The 24,597-nt window shown below is 74.6% G+C and carries 21 protein-coding genes; 13 read left to right on the top strand and 8 right to left on the bottom strand.

The window, feature by feature from the left end; translation table 11 throughout:
* The first annotated feature begins 272 nt into the window (after window positions 1–272).
* The 5 genes from IH61_RS0135440 to IH61_RS0135420 all read left to right on the top strand — a co-directional run bounded on the left by IH61_RS0135440 (window position 273) and on the right by IH61_RS0135420 (window position 7,237).
* Entirely contained in the window at window positions 273–839 is a 567-nt protein-coding gene (locus IH61_RS0135440) for a Uma2 family endonuclease (protein WP_031077637.1), read from the top strand.
* A gap of 74 nt (window positions 840–913) precedes the next feature.
* Window positions 914–3,376, top strand: a complete 2,463-nt coding sequence (locus tag IH61_RS0135435) for a SpoIIE family protein phosphatase (RefSeq protein ID WP_031077635.1) — start codon at window positions 914–916, stop codon at window positions 3,374–3,376.
* 114 nt (window positions 3,377–3,490) lie between these two features.
* Window positions 3,491–5,143 carry a sensor histidine kinase gene (locus tag IH61_RS0135430; protein ID WP_051838588.1) on the top strand — a complete coding sequence of 551 codons (1,653 nt, stop codon included), beginning with the start codon at window positions 3,491–3,493 and terminating at the stop codon, window positions 5,141–5,143.
* A 91-nt stretch (window positions 5,144–5,234) separates the two neighbouring features.
* Window positions 5,235–5,900 carry a response regulator transcription factor gene (locus IH61_RS0135425; RefSeq protein ID WP_031077631.1) on the top strand — a complete coding sequence of 222 codons (666 nt, stop codon included), beginning with the start codon at window positions 5,235–5,237 and terminating at the stop codon, window positions 5,898–5,900.
* A 584-nt stretch (window positions 5,901–6,484) separates the two neighbouring features.
* Window positions 6,485–7,237 (top strand): transglycosylase family protein, encoded by a 753-nt coding sequence (locus IH61_RS0135420; protein ID WP_078911632.1) that lies wholly within the window; start codon window positions 6,485–6,487, stop codon window positions 7,235–7,237.
* Window positions 7,238–7,290: 53 nt separating this feature from the next.
* Here IH61_RS0135420 and IH61_RS0135415 read toward each other — a convergent pair whose 3' ends face one another.
* Window positions 7,291–7,785: a hypothetical protein gene (locus IH61_RS0135415; RefSeq protein WP_031077627.1), complete on the bottom strand. Its 495-nt coding sequence runs from the start codon at window positions 7,783–7,785 to the stop codon at window positions 7,291–7,293.
* Between the two features lie 140 nt (window positions 7,786–7,925).
* Between IH61_RS0135415 and IH61_RS0135410 the strand changes: the two genes are divergently transcribed.
* Window positions 7,926–8,498 (top strand): TIGR03086 family metal-binding protein, encoded by a 573-nt coding sequence (locus IH61_RS0135410; RefSeq protein ID WP_031077624.1) that lies wholly within the window; start codon window positions 7,926–7,928, stop codon window positions 8,496–8,498.
* 168 nt (window positions 8,499–8,666) lie between these two features.
* Here the strand turns inward: IH61_RS0135410 and IH61_RS0135405 are convergent, their stop codons facing one another.
* Both IH61_RS0135405 and IH61_RS0135400 read right to left on the bottom strand, forming a co-directional pair.
* Window positions 8,667–9,137, bottom strand: a complete 471-nt coding sequence (locus IH61_RS0135405) for a (2Fe-2S)-binding protein (protein ID WP_031077622.1) — start codon at window positions 9,135–9,137, stop codon at window positions 8,667–8,669.
* 12 nt (window positions 9,138–9,149) lie between these two features.
* On the bottom strand, window positions 9,150–11,162 hold the full coding sequence (locus IH61_RS0135400; RefSeq protein WP_234327476.1) for a xanthine dehydrogenase family protein molybdopterin-binding subunit: 2,013 nt from the start codon (window positions 11,160–11,162) through the stop codon (window positions 9,150–9,152).
* An 824-nt stretch (window positions 11,163–11,986) separates the two neighbouring features.
* Here IH61_RS0135400 and IH61_RS0135395 point away from each other — a divergent pair.
* The 3 genes from IH61_RS0135395 to IH61_RS0135390 all read left to right on the top strand — a co-directional run bounded on the left by IH61_RS0135395 (window position 11,987) and on the right by IH61_RS0135390 (window position 14,806).
* On the top strand, window positions 11,987–13,255 hold the full coding sequence (locus IH61_RS0135395; protein ID WP_199823434.1) for an MFS transporter: 1,269 nt from the start codon (window positions 11,987–11,989) through the stop codon (window positions 13,253–13,255).
* A 384-nt stretch (window positions 13,256–13,639) separates the two neighbouring features.
* Window positions 13,640–13,771, top strand: coding sequence for a hypothetical protein (locus IH61_RS49815; RefSeq protein ID WP_267884089.1), 132 nt, complete (start codon window positions 13,640–13,642; stop codon window positions 13,769–13,771).
* A 75-nt stretch (window positions 13,772–13,846) separates the two neighbouring features.
* Window positions 13,847–14,806 carry a hypothetical protein gene (locus tag IH61_RS0135390; RefSeq protein ID WP_234327475.1) on the top strand — a complete coding sequence of 320 codons (960 nt, stop codon included), beginning with the start codon at window positions 13,847–13,849 and terminating at the stop codon, window positions 14,804–14,806.
* On the opposite strand, the gene IH61_RS0135385 is transcribed toward IH61_RS0135390, so the two are convergent.
* Together IH61_RS0135385 and IH61_RS0135380 are read right to left on the bottom strand one after the other, a co-directional pair.
* Window positions 14,783–15,469, bottom strand: a complete 687-nt coding sequence (locus IH61_RS0135385) for a hypothetical protein (RefSeq protein WP_031077614.1) — start codon at window positions 15,467–15,469, stop codon at window positions 14,783–14,785. The genes IH61_RS0135390 and IH61_RS0135385 overlap by 24 nt on opposite strands.
* Before the next feature lie 170 nt (window positions 15,470–15,639).
* Window positions 15,640–16,467 carry an MBL fold metallo-hydrolase gene (locus tag IH61_RS0135380; protein ID WP_031077613.1) on the bottom strand — a complete coding sequence of 276 codons (828 nt, stop codon included), beginning with the start codon at window positions 16,465–16,467 and terminating at the stop codon, window positions 15,640–15,642.
* Between the two features lie 102 nt (window positions 16,468–16,569).
* Between IH61_RS0135380 and IH61_RS0135375 the strand changes: the two genes are divergently transcribed.
* Together IH61_RS0135375 and IH61_RS0135370 are read left to right on the top strand one after the other, a co-directional pair.
* The gene (locus IH61_RS0135375; protein ID WP_063763331.1) at window positions 16,570–17,163 is read left to right on the top strand and encodes a helix-turn-helix domain-containing protein; all 594 of its coding nucleotides are present in this window, start codon (window positions 16,570–16,572) and stop codon (window positions 17,161–17,163) included.
* 82 nt (window positions 17,164–17,245) lie between these two features.
* Window positions 17,246–18,796, top strand: coding sequence for an isocitrate lyase/phosphoenolpyruvate mutase family protein (locus tag IH61_RS0135370; protein WP_037973782.1), 1,551 nt, complete (start codon window positions 17,246–17,248; stop codon window positions 18,794–18,796).
* 31 nt (window positions 18,797–18,827) lie between these two features.
* On the opposite strand, the gene IH61_RS0135365 is transcribed toward IH61_RS0135370, so the two are convergent.
* Window positions 18,828–19,652: an oxidoreductase gene (locus tag IH61_RS0135365; RefSeq protein ID WP_031077606.1), complete on the bottom strand. Its 825-nt coding sequence runs from the start codon at window positions 19,650–19,652 to the stop codon at window positions 18,828–18,830.
* Between the two features lie 167 nt (window positions 19,653–19,819).
* On the opposite strand from IH61_RS0135365, the gene IH61_RS0135360 reads away from it, so the two are divergent.
* The gene (locus IH61_RS0135360) at window positions 19,820–20,272 is read left to right on the top strand and encodes a MerR family transcriptional regulator (protein ID WP_031077604.1); all 453 of its coding nucleotides are present in this window, start codon (window positions 19,820–19,822) and stop codon (window positions 20,270–20,272) included.
* Here IH61_RS0135360 and IH61_RS0135355 read toward each other — a convergent pair.
* Together IH61_RS0135355 and IH61_RS0135350 are read right to left on the bottom strand one after the other, a co-directional pair.
* Window positions 20,253–20,948 carry a response regulator transcription factor gene (locus IH61_RS0135355; protein WP_031077602.1) on the bottom strand — a complete coding sequence of 232 codons (696 nt, stop codon included), beginning with the start codon at window positions 20,946–20,948 and terminating at the stop codon, window positions 20,253–20,255. The genes IH61_RS0135360 and IH61_RS0135355 overlap by 20 nt on opposite strands.
* Before the next feature lie 41 nt (window positions 20,949–20,989).
* Entirely contained in the window at window positions 20,990–22,177 is a 1,188-nt protein-coding gene (locus tag IH61_RS0135350) for a sensor histidine kinase (protein WP_037973781.1), read from the bottom strand.
* 275 nt (window positions 22,178–22,452) lie between these two features.
* Between IH61_RS0135350 and IH61_RS0135345 the strand changes: the two genes are divergently transcribed.
* A partial coding sequence (locus tag IH61_RS0135345) for an MMPL family transporter (RefSeq protein ID WP_031077598.1) occupies window positions 22,453–24,597 on the top strand: 2,145 nt, incomplete at its 3' end.

The raw sequence follows: 24,597 nt of genomic DNA, 5'->3' as shown, positions 1-24,597 counted from the left end.
GCCCCAGCCCCGGCCCCCCGCCGATCACCTCCGCCGCCGCCTCACCCCCGGCGGACTCCCCCTCCCACTGCCACGCCGCATCCCGCTCACAACCCTCGGACGACGGCCCCTGCATACCCGCTCCCACTTCCCCCGCCGGCGGCCCGCACCGCCATCAGCCCAGATCCTGCAGACTATCGAACACCCCCGAACCCCCCGAAACCCCCGGCACCGGGCCGCTAGGCTGAGAGCCGCGAGGAACCGGCCCGCCCGACAGCCAGGGGAGGTACGCAGTGACGGCCGAGATGATCGCTCCGGAGTGGATGCACCGACAGATCACCAGCGAGCAGTACGACTCCTGGAGCGAGGAGCAGTGCGCCGGTATCGAGGTCGTCGACGGGATGGTGGTCGTGAGTCCCGGCGCCTCCAAGAGGCACAACCGTCTCGCACGGTTCCTGGCGAACGCCCTGGACGCGGCCGGAGGTGAGGAGTGGAACGCCGACACGGACTTCGACGTCCGGTTGCAGGACGTGCCGCTCGACAACCGCCGCCCGGACGTGGTGGTCTACCGCGCGGACACCATCGACGAGTCGCCGACCAGGCCGGAGCACGTGCTGCTCCTCGTCGAGGTCGTCTCCCCGGGGTCGGAGACCACCGATCGGGTGGTCGAGCTCGACCAGTACGCGAAGGCGGGCATCCCCTTCGTCTGGCGGGTCGAGCAGGCGGCGGGCCGGGTGCCGGTCGTCCACACGTACCTGCTCGACGAGGCCGCCCGGGCGTACCGGGCGGGCGAGGTGTTCGTCGGGCGGGTCGAGGCCGTGGCGCCGTACGCCGTCGGGATCGAGCTCGGCGGGCTCTGAGCGGCGGGCCCCGGAATCCGGGGGCGGGGCGGTGAGCGTTTGACAGGGTTGGGGGCCCGGCGTAGCAAAAGAGCATGCGCCATCCGCATCCGACCGGTGGGGCCCGGGGGCAGGTGCCCGAGCGGGACGAGCTGCTGGTGGAGGCCGTCCGGCGGGCGTTGGGGCGGACCGGGGCGTACGGGGCGATGGTGTACCTGCGGTCGCGGGACCGCAGGTCGCTGGTGCTCCGCACGATCGCGGGGGTGCCGCTGTCGATCATGAGCCCGTTCCGGCGGATCGCCGCCGCCGGGCCGCTGCCCGTCGCCGTCTGCTTCCGTACGGGCCGGCCCGTCACGGTGACCGACACCGAGGACGCCGTGCGGCGCTTCCCGCAGCTGGCGGTGGGCCTGCCCTACGACTACGCGACGGCCTGCGTGCCCGTGACGGCGGGCGGGGAGCGGTTCGGGGTGCTGAGCGTGCTGTGGCCCGCCTCGGACGAGGGGGTGCCCGCCCGGGCGCGGCGCAGGCTCGCCGCCGTGGCCGGGCAGCTGGCCGCCGGGCTCGCCGAGGTGGGGGCGGCGGGCGCGGACGTGGAGCCGCCGGAGGACGCCGCCGTCGTCGAGCTGCCGCCCGCCACCGCGCCGACCACCCGGGTCGGCCTGTTCGACTGGGACGTGGCCACCGGCGCCCTCGCCGCCGACGCCCGCTTCGGCGAGATCTTCGGCTTCGGGCCCGGCGAGTTCGACGGCACCGTCGCCGCCCTCAACGCCCGGATCGCCCCCGGGGACCTGGCCGGCTTCCGGGCCGCCGCCCGCACCGCCCTCGCCGAGGGCGAGGTGCTGGCCGCCCGGGTCCGGGTGCTCGGCCGCGACGGCTACCCGTACCCCGTGGAACTGTGGGCCCGGGTGCCCGCCGTGGTCTCCGACGGCCGCACCCACCTCGTCGGCGCCGTCCTCGACGTGCGCACCCTCACCGCCGCCGCGGCCGCCGTCGAACGCCTCAGCGAAGGCGTCTTCTCGCTCGACCCCGACGGCCGGATCAGCTACGCCAACCGCGGCACCGAAGCGCTGCTCGGCGTCCGCCGCGAGGAGCTCGTCGGACGCCACCCCTGGGACGCCCTGCCCTGGCTCGCCGACCCCTTCTACGAGAACCGCTACCGCGCCGCCCTGCTCTCCCAGCGCCCCACCGTCTTCCTGGCCGCCCGACCCCCGCAGGGCTGGCTGGCCTTCTCGCTCTACCCCGACGCGCACGGCGTCACCGGCCGGGTCATCGCCGCCGAGACCCCGGCCGGTGACACCGGGCCCCCTCCAGCCGGGCCCCCTCCGGCCGCACCCCCTGCCGCGCCGCCCGCCGGCGCCGCGCTCGGCGGCACCCACCACCTGCTCCAGCTCGCCAGCGCCCTCACCGAGGCCGTCACCGTCCGCGACGTGTGCCGGGCCGTCGCCGAACAGATCCTCCCGGCCTTCGGCGGCCAGGAACTCGCTCTCTACGGCATCCGCGCCGGCGAACTGCACCTCATCTCCGAGACCGGCTACCCCGAGGGCTTCCTCGACGGCTTCGAGGGAACCCCCGTCGGCGCCCGCGTCCCCGGCGCCGAGACCCTCAGCACCGGCACCCCGATCTTCTTCGAGTCCGTGCGCGAGCTCGCCGCCGCCTACCCGGGCATCGCCCTCGACGAGATGGGCGCCTGGGCCTTCCTGCCGCTGATCGCCTCCGGCCACCCCGTCGGCAGCTGCATCCTCGGCTTCGACCGGCCGCGCGCCTTCACCACCGAGGACCGGGGCCTGCTCACGGCGCTCGGCGGCTTCATCGCCCAGGCCCTCGAACGCGCCCGCCTCTACGACGCCGAGTTCGCCCTCGCCCGGGGCCTCCAGCAGGGGCTGCTGCCGCACCGCCTCCCCGAGGTGCCCGGCGTGCGGATCACCGCCCGCTACCTGCCCGGCACCCAGGGCATGGAGATCGGCGGCGACTGGTACGACGCCATCACCACCAACGGCGACCTCACCCTCGTCATCGGCGACGTCGAGGGCCACAGCGTCGCCGCGGCCGCCGCCATGGGCCAGCTGCGCAGCGCCGTCCGCGCCTTCGCCAGCGGCGGCGAACCCCTCGACGAGGTGCTCGCCCGCACCAACCGGCTGCTCCTCGACCTGGACCTGGGCCTGCTCGCCAGCTGCTGCCTGGCCCGCCTCACCCCCGCCCGCCGCACCCTGCGCCTGGCCCGCGCCGGGCACCTGCCGCCGGTGCTGCGCCACGCGGACGGGCGGGCCGAGGTGCTGGACGTGCCCGGCGGGCCGCTGCTGGGGGTGGACGAGGGCGCGGTCTACCCCGTCCGCGAGCTGCGGCTGCCGGGGGCGGCGCTGCTGGCGCTGTACACCGACGGGCTGGTGGAGGAGCCGGGGGCGGCCATCGACGAAGGGGTGGAGCGGATGCGCGCGGCGGTGGAGGCGGGCGGGGACGCCGGGCCGGAGGCGCTCGCGGAGAGGCTGCTGAGAGAGGTGCGGCCGGCGGACGGGGTGGACGACGTGGCGCTGTTGCTCACCGAGGTGGACGGGCCGTGAGTGGACGGGCCTCAGCGGGGGTGCGGGACCGTCTGCGGTGAGGAGACTTTCGTCGTCTCCGGCGGCGACGAAGGGTGACGGCCGTCCGGGTGACGGGCTCGGTAGCCTCGACGGGTGGATGCGATCGCGCGGGCCTGGAAGAAGGCGGTACGGACGGCGCTGCCCGGCCCCTGGCCGCGGCGGCGGATCGTCGGCGAGGCCCTGCTCGCCCTGGTGATGGGCGGCGCGGCCACCCTTCTGGAGCTGGTCGCCCACAGCGGCCCGGCCGTGCTGATCGGGCTCGCCACCGTGCTGCTGTGCCTGCTGCGGCGGGCCTTCCCCGCCTCCGTGCTGCTGGCCACCGCGGCCATCGGCGGCTACGCGCTGGGGCCCTTCCCGATGCTGGTGTGCGCCGCCTGGACGGTGGGCTCGCGGATCCGGCGGGTCTGGGTGCTGGCCGGCACCTTCGTGGTGGGCTGGGTGGTGTTCACGGTGACGGGCACGCTCAAGGACGGCGCCTCCGTCTCGCCCAAGCTGATCATCGGACTGTCGCTGGGCACCTTCCTGCTGATCGCCGTCCTGCCCGCCCTCTGGGGCCGCTACCGGGCGCAGCGCCGGGCGCTGACCGACGCGCTGCGCGAGCGCAACGAGCAGCTGGTGCGCGAGCGGGTCATGGTGGTGCACCAGGCGCGGCTGCGCGAGCGGCACCGGATCGCCCAGGACATGCACGACAGCCTCGGCCACCAGCTGGCGCTGATCTCGGTGCACTCGAGCGCGCTGGAGGTGGACCGCACCCTCAACGAGCGCCAGCGCGAGGCGGTCGGGGTGCTGCGGCAGGCGGCGGTCTCGGCGATGCGTGAGCTGCGGGAGGTCGTCGGGGTGCTGCACGACGAGTCGACGGCCGTGGCCTCGTCCCCGTCCCCGGCGCCCTCCGCCGGCGGGGTGGACGGGATCGCCGCCCTGGTGGACGCCTCCCGCTCGGCGGGTGCGCGGGTGGAGCTGACCAGCGAGGGGGAGCGGCGCCCGCTGGCGGCGGTGGTGGACCACGCGGCGTACAGGATCGTGCAGGAGGCGCTCACCAACGCGCACAAGCACGCCCCCGGCGCGCCGATCGCCGTCGCGCTCCGGTACGAGCCGGACGCGCTGGTGGTGGAGGTGGGCAATGCCCGCGCGCCGGAGCCCGTGGGTGCGCGCCCCGGCGCGCACGCCCCCGTGAGCGGTGGTCAGGGGCTGGCCGGGCTGCGGGAGCGGGCGCGGCTGGTCGGCGGGATGGTGCACGCCGGTCCGACGCCCGAGCAGGGCTTCCGGCTCGCGGCCGTCCTCCCGTACGAGGGCGCGGAGTCGGAGGGTGCGGCGGCCGCCTCCGACCTGGACGACTGGGCGCTGGCCGGGCTGGAGGCCGTCCCCGAGCCGGAGGGCCGTCGGCGCAGCCCCGCGATCGGCTGCGCGGTCGGCGTGGTGGGCGTCTCGGTGGCGCTGCTGGCGCTGCTGGCGTGGGGCGTGTTCGCGTTCATCCAGGGCGCGAACGACGCGACCGTGTCGCTGCCGGTGTACGAGAGGCTGGTGGTCGGCATGCCGGAGTCCCAGGTGAAGGAGGGGCTGCCGAGCGGCAACGACTTCTTCACGGGCGACTACCACGACAGCGGGCCGCAGAGGCCGGCCGGCGCGCACTGCCGCTGGTTCCTGTCCGGTGAGCAGAACGACAAGTGGGCGGAGCAGAACGTGATGCGGTTCTGCTTCAGGGACGGCGTGCTGGTGGAGAAGGCGCACTATCCGGTGCGCGACTGACCGGTGACGCGGCACCAGCGTCGGCAGTGATGTTCCGGGATGTGAGGATGGGTGTTTCAGTCGAAACACCGTTCGAGGGGAATGACCAGCTGTGATCCGAGTCCTCGTCGCCGACGACGAGCCGCTGATCCGGGCCGGGATCAGGATGATCCTCGGCTCCGCCGACGATATCGAGGTGGTCGCCGAGGCTTCGGACGGCCGGGAGGCGCTGGAACTCGCCCGGGCGCACCGGGTGGACGTGGTGCTGCTGGACATCCAGATGCCGGTGATGGACGGGCTGACGGCGCTGGGGGAGCTCGCGAGGGTCGCGCCCGGGGCGCGCGCCATCGTCCTCACCACCTTCGGGGAGCGTGAGAACGTCCTGCGCGCCGTCACCGAGGGCGGCGCCGGCTTCCTGCTCAAGGACACCGCGCCGGGCGAACTCATCCAGGCCGTCCGGGCGGCGGCCGGCGGCAACGCCTTCCTGTCCCCGGCGGCCACCCGGCACATCGTCGACTCGCTGGCGGCGGGGCGCGGCTCCTCGGCGGCCACCCGGGCGGCGGAGGCCCGGCGGCGGCTGGAGGTGCTCACCGGGCGGGAGCTGGAGGTGCTGGAGCTGTTGGGGGAGGGGCTCTCCAACGCGGACGCCGGGGCGCGCATCCACATGAGCGAGGCGACGGTGAAGACGTACGTCAGCCGCATCCTCGCCAAGCTGGGGTGCGAGAACCGGGTGCAGGCGGCGCTGCTGGCGCGGGACGCGGAGCTGGGCAGGCGGTAGTCCGGGGCGGTCGAGGGTAGTCGCGCGGATGCGGAGGGTGATGGGTGTGGCGCAGGCCACTTCGCAGCCTCGCGGAGGCGGGAACTCCGGAATCGTGGTGACGGTGCGTCAGTTCTCCGTCGCCGTGGGTGGGGAGTGTGGGCGCACTCGCGGGCGGAGAGGTGTGAGCGAGGGCACGGAATTTGATCGGGCGATCTTTGAAATGCGGTCAAACCCGGTCGAACCGGGCGTCGTTTCTTGATCGATACCGCCGGTAACAGTCAGCTGACCTGCGACGACCAAGAATTGCTTGCCGCGCCCCGGGGCGGCCCGTAGCTTCTTGGGCGGCGCAACGAGCGCCACCCGGGTTCACCCCGACGCACGGCCCGCCGACTGACCCCCGGCGCGAGGGCCGTGCCCGCCGACGCGACCGGCCCGAACGGGCAGCACAGGTCGTCAGTTCGCCGGCGAGTGGCGGTGACCGGGGCGGCACGGCACGTCCGACACGTGTCCGGCCGCCCGACGAGTGCGGCGAACGGAACCGAGCGGCCCATGTCCCGGGCCTGGTTCCGGCTGCCCGCCCGGGGCTTGCCGAGAGGACCTTCATGACTTACCGTCACGAGAACGCCGCTGTCACCACCACCACCGTCACCAAGCGCAAGCGCGTACGGATGGCGGTCATCGCGGGAGCCGCCGTCGCGGCCCTGCCGGTGACCGGCCTCGTCACGGCCACCTCCGCCTCCGCGGCCCCCGCCTCCACCTGGGACGCCGTCGCCCAGTGCGAGAGCGGCGGCAACTGGGGCATCAACACCGGCAACGGCTTCCAGGGCGGACTGCAGTTCTCCCCCTCCACCTGGGCCGCGAACGGCGGCACCGCGTACGCCCCGCGGGCCGACCAGGCGAGCAGGGCCCAGCAGATCGCCGTCGCGGAACGGGTGCTCGCCTCGCAGGGGCCGGGGGCCTGGCCCGTGTGCTCGAAGAAGGCGGGCCTCGGCAAGGGCGGGGCCCCGGCCGCCGTCGACACCTCGGAGGCGCCGCAGGCCGCCGCGGCTCCGAAGGCGGCTGCGGCGCCCAAGGCCGCTGCGGCTCCCAAGGCTCCTAAGGCTCCCAGCGCGCCGAAGGCTTCCAAGGCTCCGGTGAAGGCCGAGTCGCAGGCGCAGAAGGCGCCCGCCGCGCCCGCCCCGGCGCCCGTCGCGAACAACACCGGCGGCGGCAGCTACACCGTCAGGAGCGGTGACACGCTGAGCGACATCGCCGCCAAGTTCGGCACCGACACGGACGGCCTGTACGGCAGGAACACCGGCGTCATCGGCGCCGACCCGGACCTGATCTTCCCGGGGCAGACCCTGGCGGTCTGACCGTCCCCCCGGTGTATCGAGCGGCCGCCCCCGGGGGCGGCCGTTTCGGGTGGTCAGACGGCGGCGTGGCGCAGCAGGTAGGTGTTCCCGGAGTCGGGATCGCCGAAGAAGAAGAACAGCTCCAGGCTCCTGCGGGCGTCCCGGCGCGCGTTGAAGCGCCAGGTGTACGTCAGGGGCGCGGCCGAGGAGCTTGCGCCGGTCGGCGCGTCGGCACGCCGGTCGAGCGCCGTCCGCGCGGTCATGGTGACCACGACGTTCTGCCCGCCGGGCCGGTCGGTCAGCTCCCAGGTGCCCGTGCCGGTCACTCGCCAGCCGGCGTCGAAGTCGAACTCCTTGCCGTCGAGGCGCTGGACGAGGGCCGTCCCGGCCGGGTCGAGCGTCAGCCGCGTCTGCTCCGCGCCCTCCCAGGTGCCCGTCACCTCGGCGGCGGCCGCGTCGTGCAGCCCGGTGCCGTCGAAGTACTGGCCCGGCCCGGCGCACGCGCACAGCGCGGCCAGCAGGACGGCTGCGCCCCCGAGCGCCCGTGGTCGTGATGCTTTCCGCCTCACCGCAGGTCCTCCCGATCACTTGGTGCGCCCACCGTGGCAGAAAAATTGAACATGTTCAACTGACGCTTCGTCGCAGGTGGCGGCGGGTCGACCGCTTACGATCGGGCGGGTTCGACCCCGCCGATCGAGAGGTGCGTGCCATGACCGCAGCGGACGGCCCGACCGGGCTGCTCTCCCGGGCGCTCGCGCAGACCGCCGGGCTGATCGACGGCGCGGGCGTGGAGCTGGCCGAGCATCCGACGCCCTGCGCCTCCTGGGACGTCGCGGATCTGATCAGCCATCTGCTGCACGACCTGCGGCAGTTCACCGTCCGGGCGGAGGGCGGGCAGCCGGACTGGTCGCAGCCCTTCGAACGGGTGGCGGACGGCTGGCTGCACGCCTTCGAGGAGGGGGCGGAGCGCCTGGTCGCGGCCTGGCGCGCGGCCGGCACGGCGTCCGCCGGGGCTGCGCTGGACCAGCAGGCGGCCGAGTTCGCCGTCCACGCCTGGGATCTGGCCCGGGCGACCGCCCAGTCCACCGAGGGCCTCGACCACGAGGTGGCCACCACCGCCCTCGCCTGGGCCCACGGCGCACTGAAGCCCGAGTTCCGGGGCGCCGAGGCGGAGCACCACGCCTTCGGCCCCGAGGTCGAGGCCCCGGCCGACGCCCCGGCGTACGACCGGCTCGCTGCCTTCTTCGGCCGCGACCCCCACTGGCCCGCTCGCGACGCCTGAGCGCGACGCCTGGGCGCGACGCCTGCTCGCGACGCTTGAGTGCGACGCCTGAGCGCGCACGCGCGACCGTACGGAACCCCGGCACTACGCATGTAGTGGCACTACGTGCGTAGTGCCACTACGGATGTAGTGACCGGCGGCCGGGGAGGCCCGCGCCCCGAGGCGCCGTCAGGGAGTCGTCGGGTGGGTGGCCGCGGCCGCCTGCTTGATGGCCTGGCGGATGCGGGGGTAGGTGCCGCAGCGGCAGATGTTCTGGATCTGGTCGATGTCCGCGTCCGTGGGGTTCGGGGTGCGGCGCAGGAGCGCGGCGGCGGTCATGATCTGGCCGGGCTGGCAGAAGCCGCACTGGGCGACGTCGCAGGCGAGCCACGCCTCCTGGACGGGGTGGAGGGTGTCGCCGTCGGCCAGGCCCTCGATGGTGGTGACGGTGTGGCCCTCGCAGTCCTTGACGGTGCGGGTGCAGGGCTGGAACTCCTGGCCGTCGATGTGGCTGGTGCAGGCGCGGCAGACGCCGACGCCGCAGCCGTACTTGGGGCCGGTGACGCCGAGCTTGTCGCGCAGGACCCAGAGCAGCGGCATGTCGTCGGGGGCCTCGACGGTGACGGACTGCCCGTTGAGGACGAAGGTGTGGGTGGGCATGGGGGCGGGTCCTTAGAAGCTGATCGGGAAGGAGCGCGGGCTGGTGCCCGTCGCCCGCGCGTAGGCGTTGGCGACGGCGGCGGAGGCGGCCGGGACGCCCAACTCGCCCGCTCCGCCGGGCGGTCCGCTCGGCGGCAGGATGTGGATCTCGACCGAGGGCGGGGTGTTCTGCTGCTTGGCGTAGCGGAAGTCGGCGTAACTGCCCTCCCGTACGGCGCCGTTGTCGATGTGGTTGCCCGCCTGGAGGATCACCGAGATGCCGTCGACCAGCGCGCCCGTCAGCTGGGCCTCCAGGCCCCGGGGGTTGATGGGCTGGCCGACGTCGGCCACCGCGACGGCCCTGGTGACGCGGGGGTTGGCCCGGTCGGTGGCGTCCAGTTCGACGAGGTAGGCCGCCCGGCCGCCGTTCTCGTCGTGGTAGCCGATTCCCTGGGCCGTGCCCGGGGCCATCGGGCGGCCCCAACCGCCCTTCTGCGCCAGCGTGTCGAGCACCGTGCGGCCGGCCGCGTCGCGCACCCGGGCGAGGCGGAACGCCAGTTCGTCCTGGCCCATCCGGCGGGCGAGCTCGTCCATCATGATCTCGTCGGCGACCCGGACCATGCCCGAGTAGACCGAGCGCCAGCTGCCGGTGTGCATCTCCAGCGGCACCTCGGCGAGGAGCTGGGTGGGGATGCCGACGTTGTACGGGTTCTTCTCGGTGAGCAGGAAGAACGCCTGGGCGAGGCTGATCCCGGCGAGGGAGAGGCTGAACCCGGCGGCGGTGAGCGCCTCGCCGAGGCCGTGGCGCAGGTCGGTCTGCACGGTGGCGGCGCGGTGCTCCCAGCTGACGACCTGGCCGAGCAGGCCGTAGGTGGCGCGGATGCGGTGGTGGCTGGCGGGGCGCATCCGGCCGTGGCGCATGTCGTCGTTGCGGGTCCACATCAGCTTGACCGGGCGGCCGGCGGCCTTGGAGATCTGGGCGGCCTCGAGCGCGGCGTCGAAGAAGAGCCGGCGGCCGAAGGAGCCGCCGCCGCGCACCACGTGGACGGTCACCGCGTCCTGCGGCAGGCCGAGTTCGGCGGCGATGCTCTGCTGGGCGATGATCGGCGACTGCGAGGCGAACCACAGTTCGGCCCGGCCGGGCCGGACGTCGGCGACGGCGGTGAGGACCTCCATCGGGGCGTGGTTGACGAACGCGAAGTCGAACTCGCCGTCCAGGCACTGGGTGAGCAGCGGCGGGATGAGGAACGGCGCGTGCGCGTCGCGCAGTCTGCGCTGGATGTCGGGGGTGGACAGCTCGGAGACCGGGCCCGGGTTCCAGGCGAGGCGCAGCGCGTCCCTGGCCTTGAGCGCCTGGTAGAAGGTCTCGGCGAGGACGGCGACGCCGGTGGGGATCTGCACCACGCCGATCACCCCGGGCATGGCGCGGGCGGCCGTGGCGTCCAGGGACCTGAGGGTGCCGTTGATGGTGGTCGGCCGGGCGACGACGGTGGGCACGGCGCCCGGGATCTGGAGGTCCCCGGTGTACTGGGCGCGGCCGGTGACGATGTCCCGGGCGTCGATGCGGCCGGTGGGCCTGCCGACCAGGCGCCGCTGGTCGGCGGGCTTGGGCGTGGTGGGTACGGCCGGGACGGCCACCGCGGCGGCGTCGGCGGCGAGTTCGCCGAAGCCGGCGGTGCGCCCGTCCGGGGCGATCACGGTGGAGTCGGCGGTGCGCAGCCCGGAGGCGGGGACGTTCCAGCGCGCGGCGGCGGCGGTGACCAGCCGGGCGCGGGCGGCGGCGGCCGCGGCGCGCACCGGATCGTACAGGGAGCGTACGGAGTTGGAGCCGCCGGTGAGCTGGTTGAAGAGCAGTTCGGGGCGGCCGTCGGAGAGCGGCACGTCGACGTCGGTGAGTCTGGCGTCGAGTTCCTCGGCGACGAGCATGGCCATCGCGGTGGTGAGGCCCTGGCCGACCTCCAGGCGGGGCAGGTGGAGCACGGCCCGTCCGGCGGCGGTGACTTCGAGCACCAGCAGGTGCGAGGTCGGCAGGCCCGCGACGATCATCGCGTCGCCGAGGTCGAGGATGTCCGGGATGCCGGGCAGGCCGAGCAGCTGCGAGGGCGCCGCGTCCTGGGCGACGGCCGTTCCCGCGGCGGCGCGTACGGCGGCGTGGGCGCTCGCGGGCGCGGCGGCGTCCAGGCCGAGGCGGGCGGCGACGGTGAGGGTGGGCGCGGCCAGCAGGTAGGTGAGGAAGCGTCGGCGGCCGGTGGTGACGGGCCCGCCCGGGGCGTCGGCGTCGGGGCCAGTGCCGTCGGGGGCAGTGCCGTCGGGGCCAGTGCCGTCGGGGGTCTTGGCGTCGGGGCGGCCGCTGGAGTCCGAGGGCGCGATGGAGGTGCTGATGGGAGGAAACCCTTCGAGCCGGTGACGGCGCCGGATCGGGCGGGCGCGACGGCCCAGACCCCGGTGGCGGATCGCGAACGCCGTTGAGCATAGGAGCGCTCCACAGGCCGGTCAACACGGCCAAGTTTGCTCCACGGAGCGGGAATCCGACCCCCGGGAGGGCCCGTTCGGAGCGGGTACGGACGGCGCTTCGGCCGTACGGGCGGGGGCGTTCCCGGGGCCGTGGAGGGGCAACGCCAGGTGCTCGTACGGGAGTTCAGCGCTCGCCCGGTGGTGCGGCGGGCGCCGGAAGTGGCCCAGGGAAATTCAAGATCACTGGATCTGTCGGCCGGTCCACTCTGCGCCTAGTCTTGGCATGACGCCGCCACCGGGTGGTGAGCGTCACCGCGAAGGGTTGCGAAACCGCGGCCCGCGCCCCGCAGTCGGGGCGCACGCCGCGCGGCTGTGGCGCACGCCGCAGTCCGCACCCGGAAGTCGACAGGAGAGACGTGTCCGAGCCCCGCCCCGCCCGCTTCGCCCTGCTGCCACCCGCCGGGCCCCAACGCACCCTCGCCGCCGCGCAACTGGCGAGCGCGGTCGGCGACGGCGCCTACTACACCTGCTCCGCGCTCTACTTCACCCGCGTCGTCGGCATGTCGGCCACCGCCCTGGGCGCCGGACTCGCCGTCGGCTGGGCCATCGGCTCGGTCGCCGGAGTCCCCCTCGGCCACCTCGCCGACCGCCGCGGCCCCCGCCGCACGGCCTTCGCCCTCGCGCTCGCCGCGGCCGTCGTCGTCGCCGCCTTCCTGGTGATCCGCTCCTACCTGCCCTTCCTGCTCGCCGTCTGCCTCTACGCCACCGCCCAGTCCGGACTGACCGCAGCCCGCCAGGCACTCGTCGCCGGGCTCGTCCCGCGCGCCGAACGCACCAGCCTGCTCGCCCACCTCCAGTCCACCCTCAACGGCGGCCTGGCCGTCGGCGCCGCCGTCGGCGGCATCGCCCTCACCGTCGGCACCCGCGACGCCTACCTCGGCGCGTTCGTCGTCACCGTCCTCGGCCTGCTCGCCGGCGCGCTGCTGCTGCGCCGGCTGCCCGAAGTCCCGCCCGCCGAAGCCGAGTCGGGCACCGGCCCGCGCCTGGCCGTCCTGCGCGACCGCCGCTACGCCGCCGTCACCCTCGTCAACACCGTGCTGCTGCTGCGGATGCCGCTGCTCAGCCTGATCTTCCCCCTCTGGATCGCCCAGCGGGCGCCGGGCCTCGGCTGGCTCGGATCGGCCCTGTTCGTCCTCAACACCGTTGCGGTGCTGCTCTTCCAGGTCCGCGCGGCGCGCGACGTGGACGGCCTCGACTCGGCCGTACGGGCCGTCCGCTCGGCCGGGGTGCTGCTCCTGCTGTCCTGCGCGGTCTGCGGCCTCTCCGCGCTGGACGTCCCGGTGTGGGCCGTCGGCGCGCTCCTCGTCGCCGGGGCGACGCTCCAGGTCGTGGGCGAGATGCGGCAGTCCGCCGGCTCCTGGCAGCTGGGCTTCGATCTTGCCCCGCCGGAGCGCATCGGCCAGTACCAGGGCTTCTTCAACACCGGCGTCGCCGTCGCCCGCACCCTCGGCCCGCTCCTGCTCACCTCCCTCCTGCTCGACGGGGGCCTGGCGGGCTGGCTGGTCTTCGGCGCCGTCTTCCTCGCCGCGGGCTACGCCATGGGCCCGGTCGCCCGCTGGGCCTCCCGCGACCGCGACACCGTCACGGGCCCGGCGGCGGCGGTGGCTTCCGCCGGCCGGGCGTGACCGTTCAGCCTTCACGACGTTCGACGAGGGCGCGGCGAAATCCGCATGCCTGTACCGGAATCGCCCGGCCCGGCATGCCAACTCCGGTGCGCCGCCGTCGGGTTCAGAAGCCCTGCTCCGCCGCCCAGGTGCGCAGCCGGGATGCGGCCTCCTCCGGGGACAGCGGGCCGTGCTCGAGGTGCAGGTCCTGGCGGTGGCGCGTGGCCGCGCCGACCAGGGGGCCCGGCGAAGTCCCGGGTGCGGACCGGCCCCCACACCTGCTCCCCGGACCGCCACACGCAGGCGCCCTGGTGCCCGACCCCTCCGTGGAACTGCGCCTCCACGTGCGCGACCGTTCCGCCCCGCGACCAGTGGCCCAAGGGCCGCTCCTCGAGGAGCCGTTGCGTGACGGGCACCAGCCCCATGCCCTGCCGCAACGGGGCGACGGCAGCCTCCCGCACCCCGGCGGCCCGGCTCCTCAGCAGGTCGAACCGCGCGATGACGGCGTTGAGCTCGTACGGCACCCGGGCAGCGTAGCGGGCCCGGCCCGCGGATCAGCCGGGCGGTGCGGTCCCGGGTGCGGGCGGCCGGGGCCCTCTGCAGACTGAGGCCATGCCAGCTCCGCCGCCACCGCCGGAAGCGCCACCGCCGTCACGCCCCGCGGCGTGGGGGTACCTGGAGAAGGCGGCCTTCATCGTCGCCCCGGGAACCGTCGTCGTCGGGCTGCTCTACTACATCGGTAGTGTCTACGCGAAGGCGTACTACACGACCCTCGGTGTGCTCCCGGAGGACCTGGGCTTCTCCTTCCAGGGCACCCTGGCCAACAGCCCGAGCGCTCTCTTCCTGCCGCTGTGGCTGCTGCTGGTCGGCGCCCTGGTCGTGGTGCTGCTGCTCGGGTGGGTGGGGCGCCGGCTGGCGATGCCCGAGCACGCGGCCCGGCGCCGTACGGTGATCCGCGGGCTGCTCGCCGCCGGTCTGATCATGCTGGTGCTCGGCGTCCCGGTGTTCTTCGAGAACCGGCTGCTGCTCCCGGTCCTGAACCGCAGCAGCGTGCACGAGCTCGTACCCGCCCTGGTGATGGCCCTGGGCGCCACCCTCGCCTTCTTCGCGGTCCTGCTGCGCCTGGGCCAGACCCCGGAACCGGGCCACGGGCCGGGGCCGCACACCCGGCCGCCGGGCTCCGGCGACCGGCCGTGGCTGGCGGGCGGCGCGCTGCTCCTCGGGGTGCTGACGCTGTGCCTGCTGTTCGACATGGTGCGGTACGTGGAGGCGCTGGGCCGGGGCAACGCCATGTCCTTCGTCCGGGACGGCTACCCGGGCACCTCGTACGTGGTGGTCCACTCGCGGGCGCCCCTCACGCACAACGCCCCGGACATCTCCCTGATCGACCACGGGCCCGAGGGGGAGGGGTACCGCTACGAGTACCGCGGCTTCCGCGTCCTGGCGAAGGCGCCGTCCCGCTTCTACCTGGTCTCCTCCACCTCGCGCTGGGCGGACCGCCTGGTGGTGGCGCTGCGGGACAACGACGGACTCTGGGTGGAGATCTCCTCAAGCGCCGTCGGCGGCGGGTGAGGTGGTGGGGGCCTCGGGTGCCGGGCTCCCGGTGTTGTCGGGAGCGGGGGTCGTGGGCGCGGGAGTGGGTGCGGGCGTGGGAGTAGGGCTGGGCGTGGGCGTGGACGGCGTCGGGGCGTTCGAGGCGCTTTCCGCCTGACCGGTGAGGGGGATCATGACGGTTCCCTCAGGGGTCGTCATCACCAGGTCCACGGTGTAGGGCCCCGGCTGCGAGGCGGTGTGCTCGACCGTCACGCCGCAGCTCTCGCCGGGCTGCAGCGTCGTCCCGGAGCAGTTGTCCTCGGGGACGGAGGTCGTCCCGGTGTCCTGGGTGCGGTCGGCGGTGATGTTCTGGATGGTCTTGGACGTGGCGGTGGTGTTGTGGACGGTCATCGTCGCCGACCCGGGCTCGCCCACCCGGGACGCCGCCACGTTGATCGTCGGTGCGGTCGCGTGCTCGGAGTCCCGGCCCGGGAAGACCTCTACGGTGCCGGGCCGCGGGTTCGTGCTCGCGGTCGGGGACGGCCCCGAGGGCGGCTGCGTCGTGGCCGACGGGGTCGCGCTCGCGGTGGTCGGCACCACCGTGTGGGCTGCGGGAGTGGTGTTGTTCCCGCAGCCCGCCGTCACCACCAACGCGGCCGTCGCCGCCACTACCGTCACACTGCGTGCCACCAGAGACGCCATGGCGTCGACACCTCCACTCCGAAGGGGCTTCCAACCAGGCACAGTGGTTCACCGGAGCCCTGCGGACGGCGCGCGGCGCGGCGCCGTCACCCGAAGGGACACCCGGACGACCCGAACAGCGGTCCCGGACGCCGTTCGGGTCGTCCGGGCCGCCGTTCGCCGCGGGGCGGTCAGCCGATCGGGGGCGCCAGGTACTCCAGCGCGTAGCCGTCGCCGTCGCCGGACGGGCTCACGCGGGCGATGCCGGGGGAGTCGAGGTGGGCGCCGGCGACGAAGTGGTCCGGCAGGGCCAGCTGTTCGAGGAGGGCCGCTCGCGCGGAGCGGGCCCCGGACTGGTCGCCGTCGAACTCCCAGGCCACATCGGGCTGTTCGAACTGGAGCGTGGGGACGTGGACGGTGTCTCCCCAGACGAGGAGGCGGCCGGCGCTGCTCGTGATCTCGTACACGGTGTGGCCGGGGGTGTGGCCCGGCGTGGGGACGGCGGTGGCCCAGTCGTTGATCGCGACCCTCTCCGTCACGGGGACGACCCGGTCGCGGACCGGTGCCAGCCGCGGCTCGGTGAACACCGAGGCGTCGCCCGCGCCGATCCAGACGCGCTCGAGCCCGGTGAACGCCTCCGAGCCGCCGGGCATGACCAGGCCGCTGACGTGGTCCTCGTGGTCGTGGGTGATGGCCACGTCGGTGATGAGCGCGCGGTCGATCCCCGCCTCGTCGAGCGCCTGGTAGATCAGCCCCATGCTCGGGACGTGCCAGTTGTCGGAGGCGCCGGTGTCGACGAGCAGCGAGCGCGTGCCGTCGGTGACGAAGAAGGCGTTGACCGCGAGGCGCAGGTTGCCGCCGACCAGCGGGACGGCGGGCGGCAGCGCGTGGAGCGCGCATCCGTCCTCGCCGCGCAGCCGGGTCGGCGGCATGTCGATGTACCCGTCCCGCAGCGAGACGACCCGCAGGTCGCCGAAGGCGAACACGGCATGGTGCCGGCCGCTCGAGATCACACGCATGGAACCCCCTCCGTAGCGTCTTCGATCGAAGATGCTGTCTTCTATGGGAGAAACACTACACTGTGCGATGAACAACGGGGCATTCGACGAACGAGGATCACGGTGACCGAACCGCACCACGGCGACGGCGACGACCTGGCCGGCGCCTTCGGCGGCAACGTGCGGCGGCGCCGCGAGGAGGCGGGCCTGACGCTGGAGCAGCTCTCCCTGCGGTCGTCCGTCAGCCGCGCGATGCTGTCCAAGGTCGAACGCGGCGAGAAGAGCCCCACGATCGGCGTCGCGTCCAGGATCGCCCACGCCCTCGATGCCTCCCTCTCGGACCTGATCGGCGCACCGGCCGCCGCCGCGTCCGGCGTCGCCGTCGTCCTGCGCAAGCGCGAACGCCCCGTCTTCCGCGACCCGGACACCGGCTTCGAACGGCACATGCTCTCCGCGGCCCCGGGCGCGGGCGGCCCCGAGATGATCGTCCACCACCTCCCCGCCCGCGTCTCCCTGGGCCTGCTCCCCGCCTCCCCGCCGGGCACCGAGAAGCAGCTCGTGGTCCTCGCCGGCACCCTCACCGTCGCCATCGGCGGAATCGTCGAAACCCTCGACACCGGCGACTCCCTCTTCCTCCAGGCCGACGCCGACCACGGCTTCGCCAACCCGACGGACACCCCCTGCGACTACCTCATGGTCATCTCCCGCCGCACCTGACCGGCGCCTGACGGGGTTGGGGCTGTACGGGGCCGGGACGGTTCGGTGCGGGCCGAACCGTCCCGGCCCTAGCGTCGGGGGCATGACGCACACGACGCACGAGTTCGACCGGTACGCGGACATCACGGAGGCGCTCGCCGATCCGGCGCTCGTCCCGGAGCTGCCGGGCCCGCACGGCGAACCCGGAGCGGTGGCGGGCGTCGCGTGGCTGCGGGCGACCGTGGCCCGGTTCAGCTCGGGGGAGGCGCACCGGCGGCGGCGTGCGCTGGTGGAGGCCGAGCTGGCGCGGCTGGAGCCCGGCGCGTTGCGGCGGGCAGCGGCGGCGGGGCCCGCCGAGGGAGAGGCGCGGATCCGGGTGGTGCGCACGCTGGCCGGGGCGCTGGGGATGCCGGAGCCCGGGGAGGTCGCGGAGGCGGTGGCCGTGGTGGCGGGCGCCTACTTCGGCGGGGCGGGCGCCGATACCGACGCGAACGCCGAAACGGGCGCCGACGCGGCGGTGGCCCGGCTGGTGGCGCTGCTGCAGCCGGAGCCCGCGGACGCGGCCGGCCTGGAAGCCCTGGCCAACCGCATCGGGCTGCTGGTGCAGGCGTGCGCGGCGACGGCCGCGCTGGTGGAGGCTTCGGCGGGCGCCGACGTGCCGCTCGCCCGGGTGCTGCGGGAGACGCCGCCGGTGGCCGCCATGCGCCGCACCGCCGCCAGGGACACCCGGGTCGCCGGCCGGGAGATCGCCGCGGGCGACCTGGTGCTCCTCGACCTCGCGGCCGCCCACCGCACGCACCCGGTACCGCTCACCTTCGGCGCCCCACCGCGGCTCTGCCCCGGCCGGGCGCACGCCCTCGCCCTGGCCGAGGGCCTGCTGCGGCGCCCGCGCACCCCCTTCGCCCTCCTGCACGAGCAGGCCGAGCCGCTGCTGCTCCCCAACGCCTGGGACCACGCCTCGGCGGCCCTGCTGGCGGCGCGGGGCTTCCCGGCGGTCGGCACCACGAGCCTCGGCGTCGCCGCCGCCGCGGGCCTGCCGGACGGGACGGGCGCGACCGTCCGGGACACCCTGGCCCTGGCCCGCCGGCTCGGACGGGACTCGCTGCTGTTCACCGTCGACGTCGAGGGCGGATTCAGCGAAGACCCGCAGCAGGTCGCCGAGTTGGCCCGGGAGCTGTACGAGGCGGGCGCCGCGGGGATCAACCTGGAGGACGGCCGCCCGGACGGCACCCTCGCCCCCGTGGAACTGCACGCCGCGAAGATCGCCGCCGTCAAGGCTTCCGTACCCGCGCTGTTCGTCAACGCCCGCACCGACACCCACTGGCTCGGCCGGCAGCAGGAGGAGACCGCGCCCCGCCTCGCGGTGTACGAACAGGCCGGTGCGGACGGGGTGTTCGCGCCGGGGCTCTCCGACCCGGACAAGATCGCCGCGTTGCTCGCCACCGTCACCACGCCGCTGAACATCCTCTACGCCCCGGGCGGGCCGGGCGTCGCCGAGCTGGCCGCGCTGGGTGTGCGCAGGATCAGCCTCGGCTCGCTGCTCTACCGCAACGCCCTCGCGGCGGCCGTGAGCACCGCGACCGCCGTCCGCGAGGGCCTGCCGCTGGAGCCTTCGGCCGTCTCCTACACGGAGGTTCAGGCACTCGGCAGCTGACGGACCATCTGACGGAGCGTCTGACGGACCGTCAGAAGGAGGTGGAGAGCGCCACGTCCCGCCACCGGTCGAGCTCACTGCGGACGCGGTCCAGCTTCGCCTCGATCCGCTCGACCGCGTCCGCGCCCAACTGCAGCCGCAGGGGCGGCTCCTGGGCCTCGGTGACATCGACGACGGCCTTGGCGACCTTCACCGGGTCGCCCGGCTGGCGGCCGTCGTAGCGGGCCATCGCCTCGCGCGCCGGGCCCGTCCCCTCGGCATAGTCGGCGATGGCCGGCTCGGTGTGCAGACTGGACGGGCTCAGGAAGTCCGTACGGAACCCGCCCGGTTCGACGATCGTGACGTGGATCCCGAGCGGGGCGAGTTCGCCGTGCAGCGCCTCCGACAGGCCCTCGAGGGCGAACTTCGAGGCGCCGTACAGCCCCACCCCCGGTGCGGTGGCGAAACCGCCCACGGAACCGATGTTGAGGACGTGTCCGGAGCGCTGGGCGCGCAGGGTGGGCAGGGTCGCCCGCAGGGTGTTGAGGACGCCGAACACGTTCACGTCGAACAGGGCGCGCACGGCCTCGTCCGAGCTCTCCTCCACCGCGCCGAGCAGGCCGTAGCCGGCGTTGTTGACGACGACGTCGATCCGGCCGAACCGGGCCAGCCCGGCCTCCACCGCGGCGGCCAGCTGCTTCGGGTCGGTGACGTCCGCCTCCGCCGCCAGCAGCGCGTCCGGCCGCTGCGGGTGCGCGGCGAGGACGGCGGAGGCGTCCCGCGCCGTGGCGATCACGCTGTGGCCGCGCTCCAGCACCTGGCGGGTGATCTCCGCGCCGAGGCCCCGTGAGGCCCCGGTGACGAACCAAACGCTCATGATGTTCTCCCGTTGTGTGCGACTGTCCGGATTGTTCAGGCCGATCGGACTGTTGGGACTGTCCGGATCGTTCGGACTGTTCGGGCTGTGAGGACCGCTCCGATGAGCGGACGGCTCGACGCTAGGTCCTAGAGTCGGGTCTAGATCAACACGGGGAGGACGGGTCCATGGACCTGAGCATCGGCGAGGTGGCCCAGCGCAGCGGCCTGAGCGTGCACGCGCTGCGCTTCTACGAGCGGGAGGGGCTGTTCGCCAACCCCGTGCGCCGCCTGGCCAACGGCCGCCGGATCTACCACGAGGAGGACCTGGAGTGGCTGGCCATCTGCACCCGGCTGCGCTCCTCCGGCATGTCGCTGGCGACCATCCGGCAGTACATCGAGCTGGCCCGCGGCGGGCCGGGCAACGAGCACGAGCGGCTCGAGCTGCTGCGCGCGCACGAGCGCCAGGTGGAGGAGCAGGTCCGGGAGTTGGAGCGCACTTTGGAGGTGATGCGCTACAAGGTGCGGATCTACGAGGACCACCTCGCCCGCGGCGAGGCCGACGGACTGTGGAACCCCTCCCGCGCCGCGAAGCCCGCACCGGCGGAGCCGCAGGACGCCCCTACGACGAACGCGCGGTGACCAGGCCCGTCTCGTAGGCGGCGATGACGGCCTGGGCGCGGTCGCGGACGTCGAGCTTGCCGAAGAGGCTGGTGATGTGGTTCTTCACCGTCGACTGGCTGATCTCCATGGCCAGCGCGATCCCCGCGTTGTCCAGCCCGGTGGCCATCAGCCGCCACACCTCCGCCTCCCGGGGCGTCAGCTCGGCCCCGTGGACGACCGCCGGCGGCTCCGGGGCCGGGGCGGGCGCCCGGACGTAGGCGGAGATCAGCCGGGTGAGCAGGCGCGGGGCGACGGCAGCCTCGCCGGCGTGGACGGTGCGGATCGCCGTGGCCAGGTCCTCCGGGGAGACGTCCTTGGGCAGGAACCCGTGGGCGCCGGCGCGCAGCGCGGCCACCACGTACTCGTCCATGTCGAAGGTGCTGAGCGCCAGCACCCGGCAGTCGGGCAGGACGCGGGCCAGCTCGGCCGTCGCGCCGACGCCGTCCAGGACGGGCATCCGGATGTCCATCACCACGACGTCGGGGCGCAGCCGCAGGGCGGCGGCGACGGCCCGCTCGCCGTCCTCGGCCTCGCCGACCACCTCGAAGGTCGGGTCGGGGGAGAGGATCAGCGACAGGCCGCGCCGCACGAGCGGCTGGTCGTCCGCGATGAGCACCCTGATCGGCGCGTCGGGGCTCGTGCCGTCGGAGGGCATGCCGTCAGGGTTCAGGGCGTCGGGGTTCGTGCCGTCGGCGCTCATCGGGCCGCCTGCCCGGTCTGGACGGCCGCCTCGGCCGCCTCGGCGGCGGTCAGCGGCAGTTCGGCCAGCACGGCGAAGCCGCCGCCCGGCCGCGGGCCCGCCTCCAGGGTGCCGCCGTGCAGGGCGACGCGCTCGCGCATGCCGAGTAGCCCGTACCCGGCCCGACCGGTGGGCTCGGGTGAGGGCGAGCCCCCGCCGTCGTCGCGCACCTCCACGGTGACCCGGTCCGGGTGGTACGCCAGGCGGACGTCGGCCCGCGCGGACCCCGCGTGCTTACGGGCGTTGGTGAGGCCCTCCTGGACGATCCGGAACACCGTCAGGCCGACGGTCGGCGGCAGGGGCTGCCGGGGCCCGTCGACGGTCAGCTCGGTGGGCAGCCCGGCCAGGCAGGACTCGTCCACCAGCCGCTGGACGTCCTCCGCCCCGGGCTGCGGCGCGGGCAGGGCGTGCTCCGGCTCGTCGTCGTCGGCCCGCAGGACGGTCAGCAGCTGGCGCATCTCGCGCAGCGCGAGGCGGCCCGAGGACTCCAGGGTCACCAGGGAGTCCCGGACCACCTCCGGCCGGCCCAGGTTCGCCCGGGCGCCGCCGGCCATCAGCTGCATGGTGGTGATGTGGTGGGCCACGATGTCGTGCAACTCCCGTGCGATGCGCCGCCGTTCGTCCGCCACCGCGCGGTCGGCCAGCAGCTGGCGGTTGGCCGCCAGCTCGCGCTGCCACCGCGCGACGCCGAGCCCCGCGCCGGCGACCATGACGGCGGCGACGATCGTGGCGAACACCGCCGACCAGGACGGCAGGTGGAAGTGGCTCTGGCTCAGCGACACGACCACCGTCGTCACGGCCGAGGCCGCCGCCGTGTCCCACAGCCGCCGATACCGGCCGACCGAGTACAGGGCGACGGTGAGCACCGCGCCGAAGTGGCTGGTCGTGGGGACGAACTGGTCGATCATGGCCTGGATCACCAGCACGACGGCGAGCATCTCCAGCGGGCGCCGTTGCCGGGCCAGCAGCGGCAGGGCGGACACGGCGACGAGGACGAAGCCCGGAACGGTCACGTGGCGGCCCCCCGCCACCTGCCCGATGAGGAGGTGCCCGAGCAGGTCGATCATCGTGACGACGACCACCAGCAGGGCGTCCGCCTGGCTCCAGGGCAGCGGCCCCCACACACGGCGCGCACGCGCGTCCATCTCGTCCCTCCCGGCCGACCGGCTCTGACCTGCCCATTCTCGCACCGGCCCATTCTCGCACCGGCCCGTCGGCCCCGAGCTCGTCCCCACGGCCGAAGCCGCACGGGCGGAACCAGGACCACGGTCCCGGTCGCGGCCCCGGCGGGGGAGCGAGGCCCCCGGTGCGGATCGTCCCCGGCTCGGACGCCCGGCGCCGTTTCGACTGATGGTCTGGAGAAGGCCCGGGAAACCCCGGCGCCGAAGCCGACGTACGCGTCGACGAGCCGGAGGAACACGTGATCCGCGCACTGACCGGATTCGCCACGAGAAACGCGTGGAAGGTCATCGCCCTGTGGGGCGTCCTCGCCGTGGGACTGGGCCTCCTGGGCCCGATGCTGATGCCCCGGGTGACGCAGTCCCAGACCGGGGACTTCCTGCCGAAGAGCTACGACTCGGCCGCCGCGCTGCGCATCGCCGAGGACAACTTCGGGGCACGGCCGGACGCCGTGACCATCACCGTCCTGGTCGCCCGGGCCGACGGCGCGAAGCTCGGCGCCGCCGACCAGAAGAAGATCGAGGACGGCGCGGCCAAGCTCGCCAAGCGCCGGGTCCAGATGCCCAGGAAGAAGGACGATCCCAGCTTCCTCGTCAACGACCGCTCCCAGACACCCCGGATCGCGCCCGCGACCACCGCGCCCGACAAGAGCTTCGAACTGCTCACCGTCGAGCTGACCGGCAACCCCTCCGAGGAGGGCGTCCAGGGCGTCTACCGGACCTTCCGCGACGGCGCCCGCACCGAGTTCGGCGAGATGGGGATGCGCACCGGCTTCACCGGCTCCCTGGCCCAGCTCTCCGACACCCTCGAGGCCAACGAGGGCGCCATGAAGCTCGGCGGCGCCCTCGTCATGGGCCTGATCGTGCTGCTCAACGTGCTGGTGTTCCGCAGCGTGCTCGCGGCCGTGCTGCCGCTGCTGGCGGTCGGCCTGATCGCGGCGGCGGCCTCCGGGGTGGTGGCCGGAGCTGCCGAGCTCACCGGTCTCAAGCTGGACTCCAGCACCCCGAGCCTGATCTCCGTCGTCCTGCTCGGCATCGGCATCGACTACCTGCTGTTCCTGCTCTTCCGCTTCCGCGAGCACCTGCGCTCCCGGCCCGACCAGCCCGCCCGGGAGGCCGCCGCCGAGGTCTCCGGCCGGGTGGGCACCGCGATCACCTCGGCCGCGCTGACCATCGTCGCCGCCTTCGCCACCCTGGGCGTGGCCTCCTTCGGCCAGTTCCGCGCGCTCGGCCCGGCGATCGCCCTCTCCGTGCTGGTCATGCTGCTGGGCAGCCTCACCCTGATGCCCGCCCTGCTCGCCGCCTGCGGCCGCGCGATGTTCTGGCCCTCCCGCAGCCTGCGCCGCGCACCCCGCGAGGGCTTCGCCGCCCGGTACGGCCGCTTCCTCGCCCGCCGCCCGCTGGCGGTCCTGGCCGCCTCCGTCGCGCTGCTCGGCACGCTGGCCGCCGGGATGGTCGGCGTCCGGATGGACTACAGCCTCGGCGAGGACTCCTCGACGCCCGCCGCCGCCACCGCCGCCGAGATCGCCCGCGCCCTTCCGGCCGGCGTCTCCGACCCGACGACCGTCTTCCTCGTCGCCAAGGACGGCTCCACCCTCGACGCCGGACGCTTCGACGGCCTCGCCAAGGCCCTCAGCGGTGTCGAGGGCGTCGGGCGGGTCAGCCCGGCCGTCCTCAGCGACGACCACCGGGCCGCGCGGATCGACGTCTCCCTGAACGTCGACCCGCAGAGCGACCGGGCCCGCGCCCTCGCCTCCGGACCGGTCCGCGCCGCGGTCGCCGCCCACGCCCCCGCGGGGACGGCCGGTCACGTGGGCGGCACGGCGGCGATCTTCGCCGACGTCGCCGACGCCGTGGACCACGACCTCGCCGTGGTCTTCCCGGTCGCGGCCGGGCTGATCGCGCTGATCCTGCTGCTGCTCCTGCGCAGCCTGCTCGCGCCGCTGGTGCTGATGCTCGCGGTCGGCCTCGGCTTCTCCGCCACCCTCGGCGCCGCCACGCTGCTCTTCCAGCACGGGCTGGACCGGCCGGGCGTCAGCTTCACGCTGCCGCTGGTGCTGTTCCTGTTCGTCGTCGCCCTCGGCACCGACTACAACATCCTCATCACCGACCGCCTCCGCGAGGAGATGGCCCACCCCGGGCCCGCCCGCGCCGCCGTGGCCCGAGCCGTCCGGCACACCGCCCCCGCCATCGCCGCGGCGGGCGTGGTCCTGGCGGGCTCCTTCGCGACGCTGGTCGCCTCCCCGGGCACCGAGCAGATGGCCTTCTCCCTGACGGTCGGCATCCTGCTCTCCGCCCTCGTCCTCTCCCTCGCCGTCGTCCCCGCCCTGGCGGCCCTCCTCGGCCGCAGCCTCTGGTGGCCCCTGCGCCCGACCCCGGCCCAGCCC

Source organism: Streptomyces sp. NRRL WC-3742 (genome assembly GCF_000720635.1).
In the GTDB taxonomy this organism is placed as follows: domain Bacteria; phylum Actinomycetota; class Actinomycetes; order Streptomycetales; family Streptomycetaceae; genus Kitasatospora.
The sequence above is the reverse complement of the archived record's forward strand: the minus strand, read 5'-3'. Positions and strand labels throughout refer to the sequence as shown.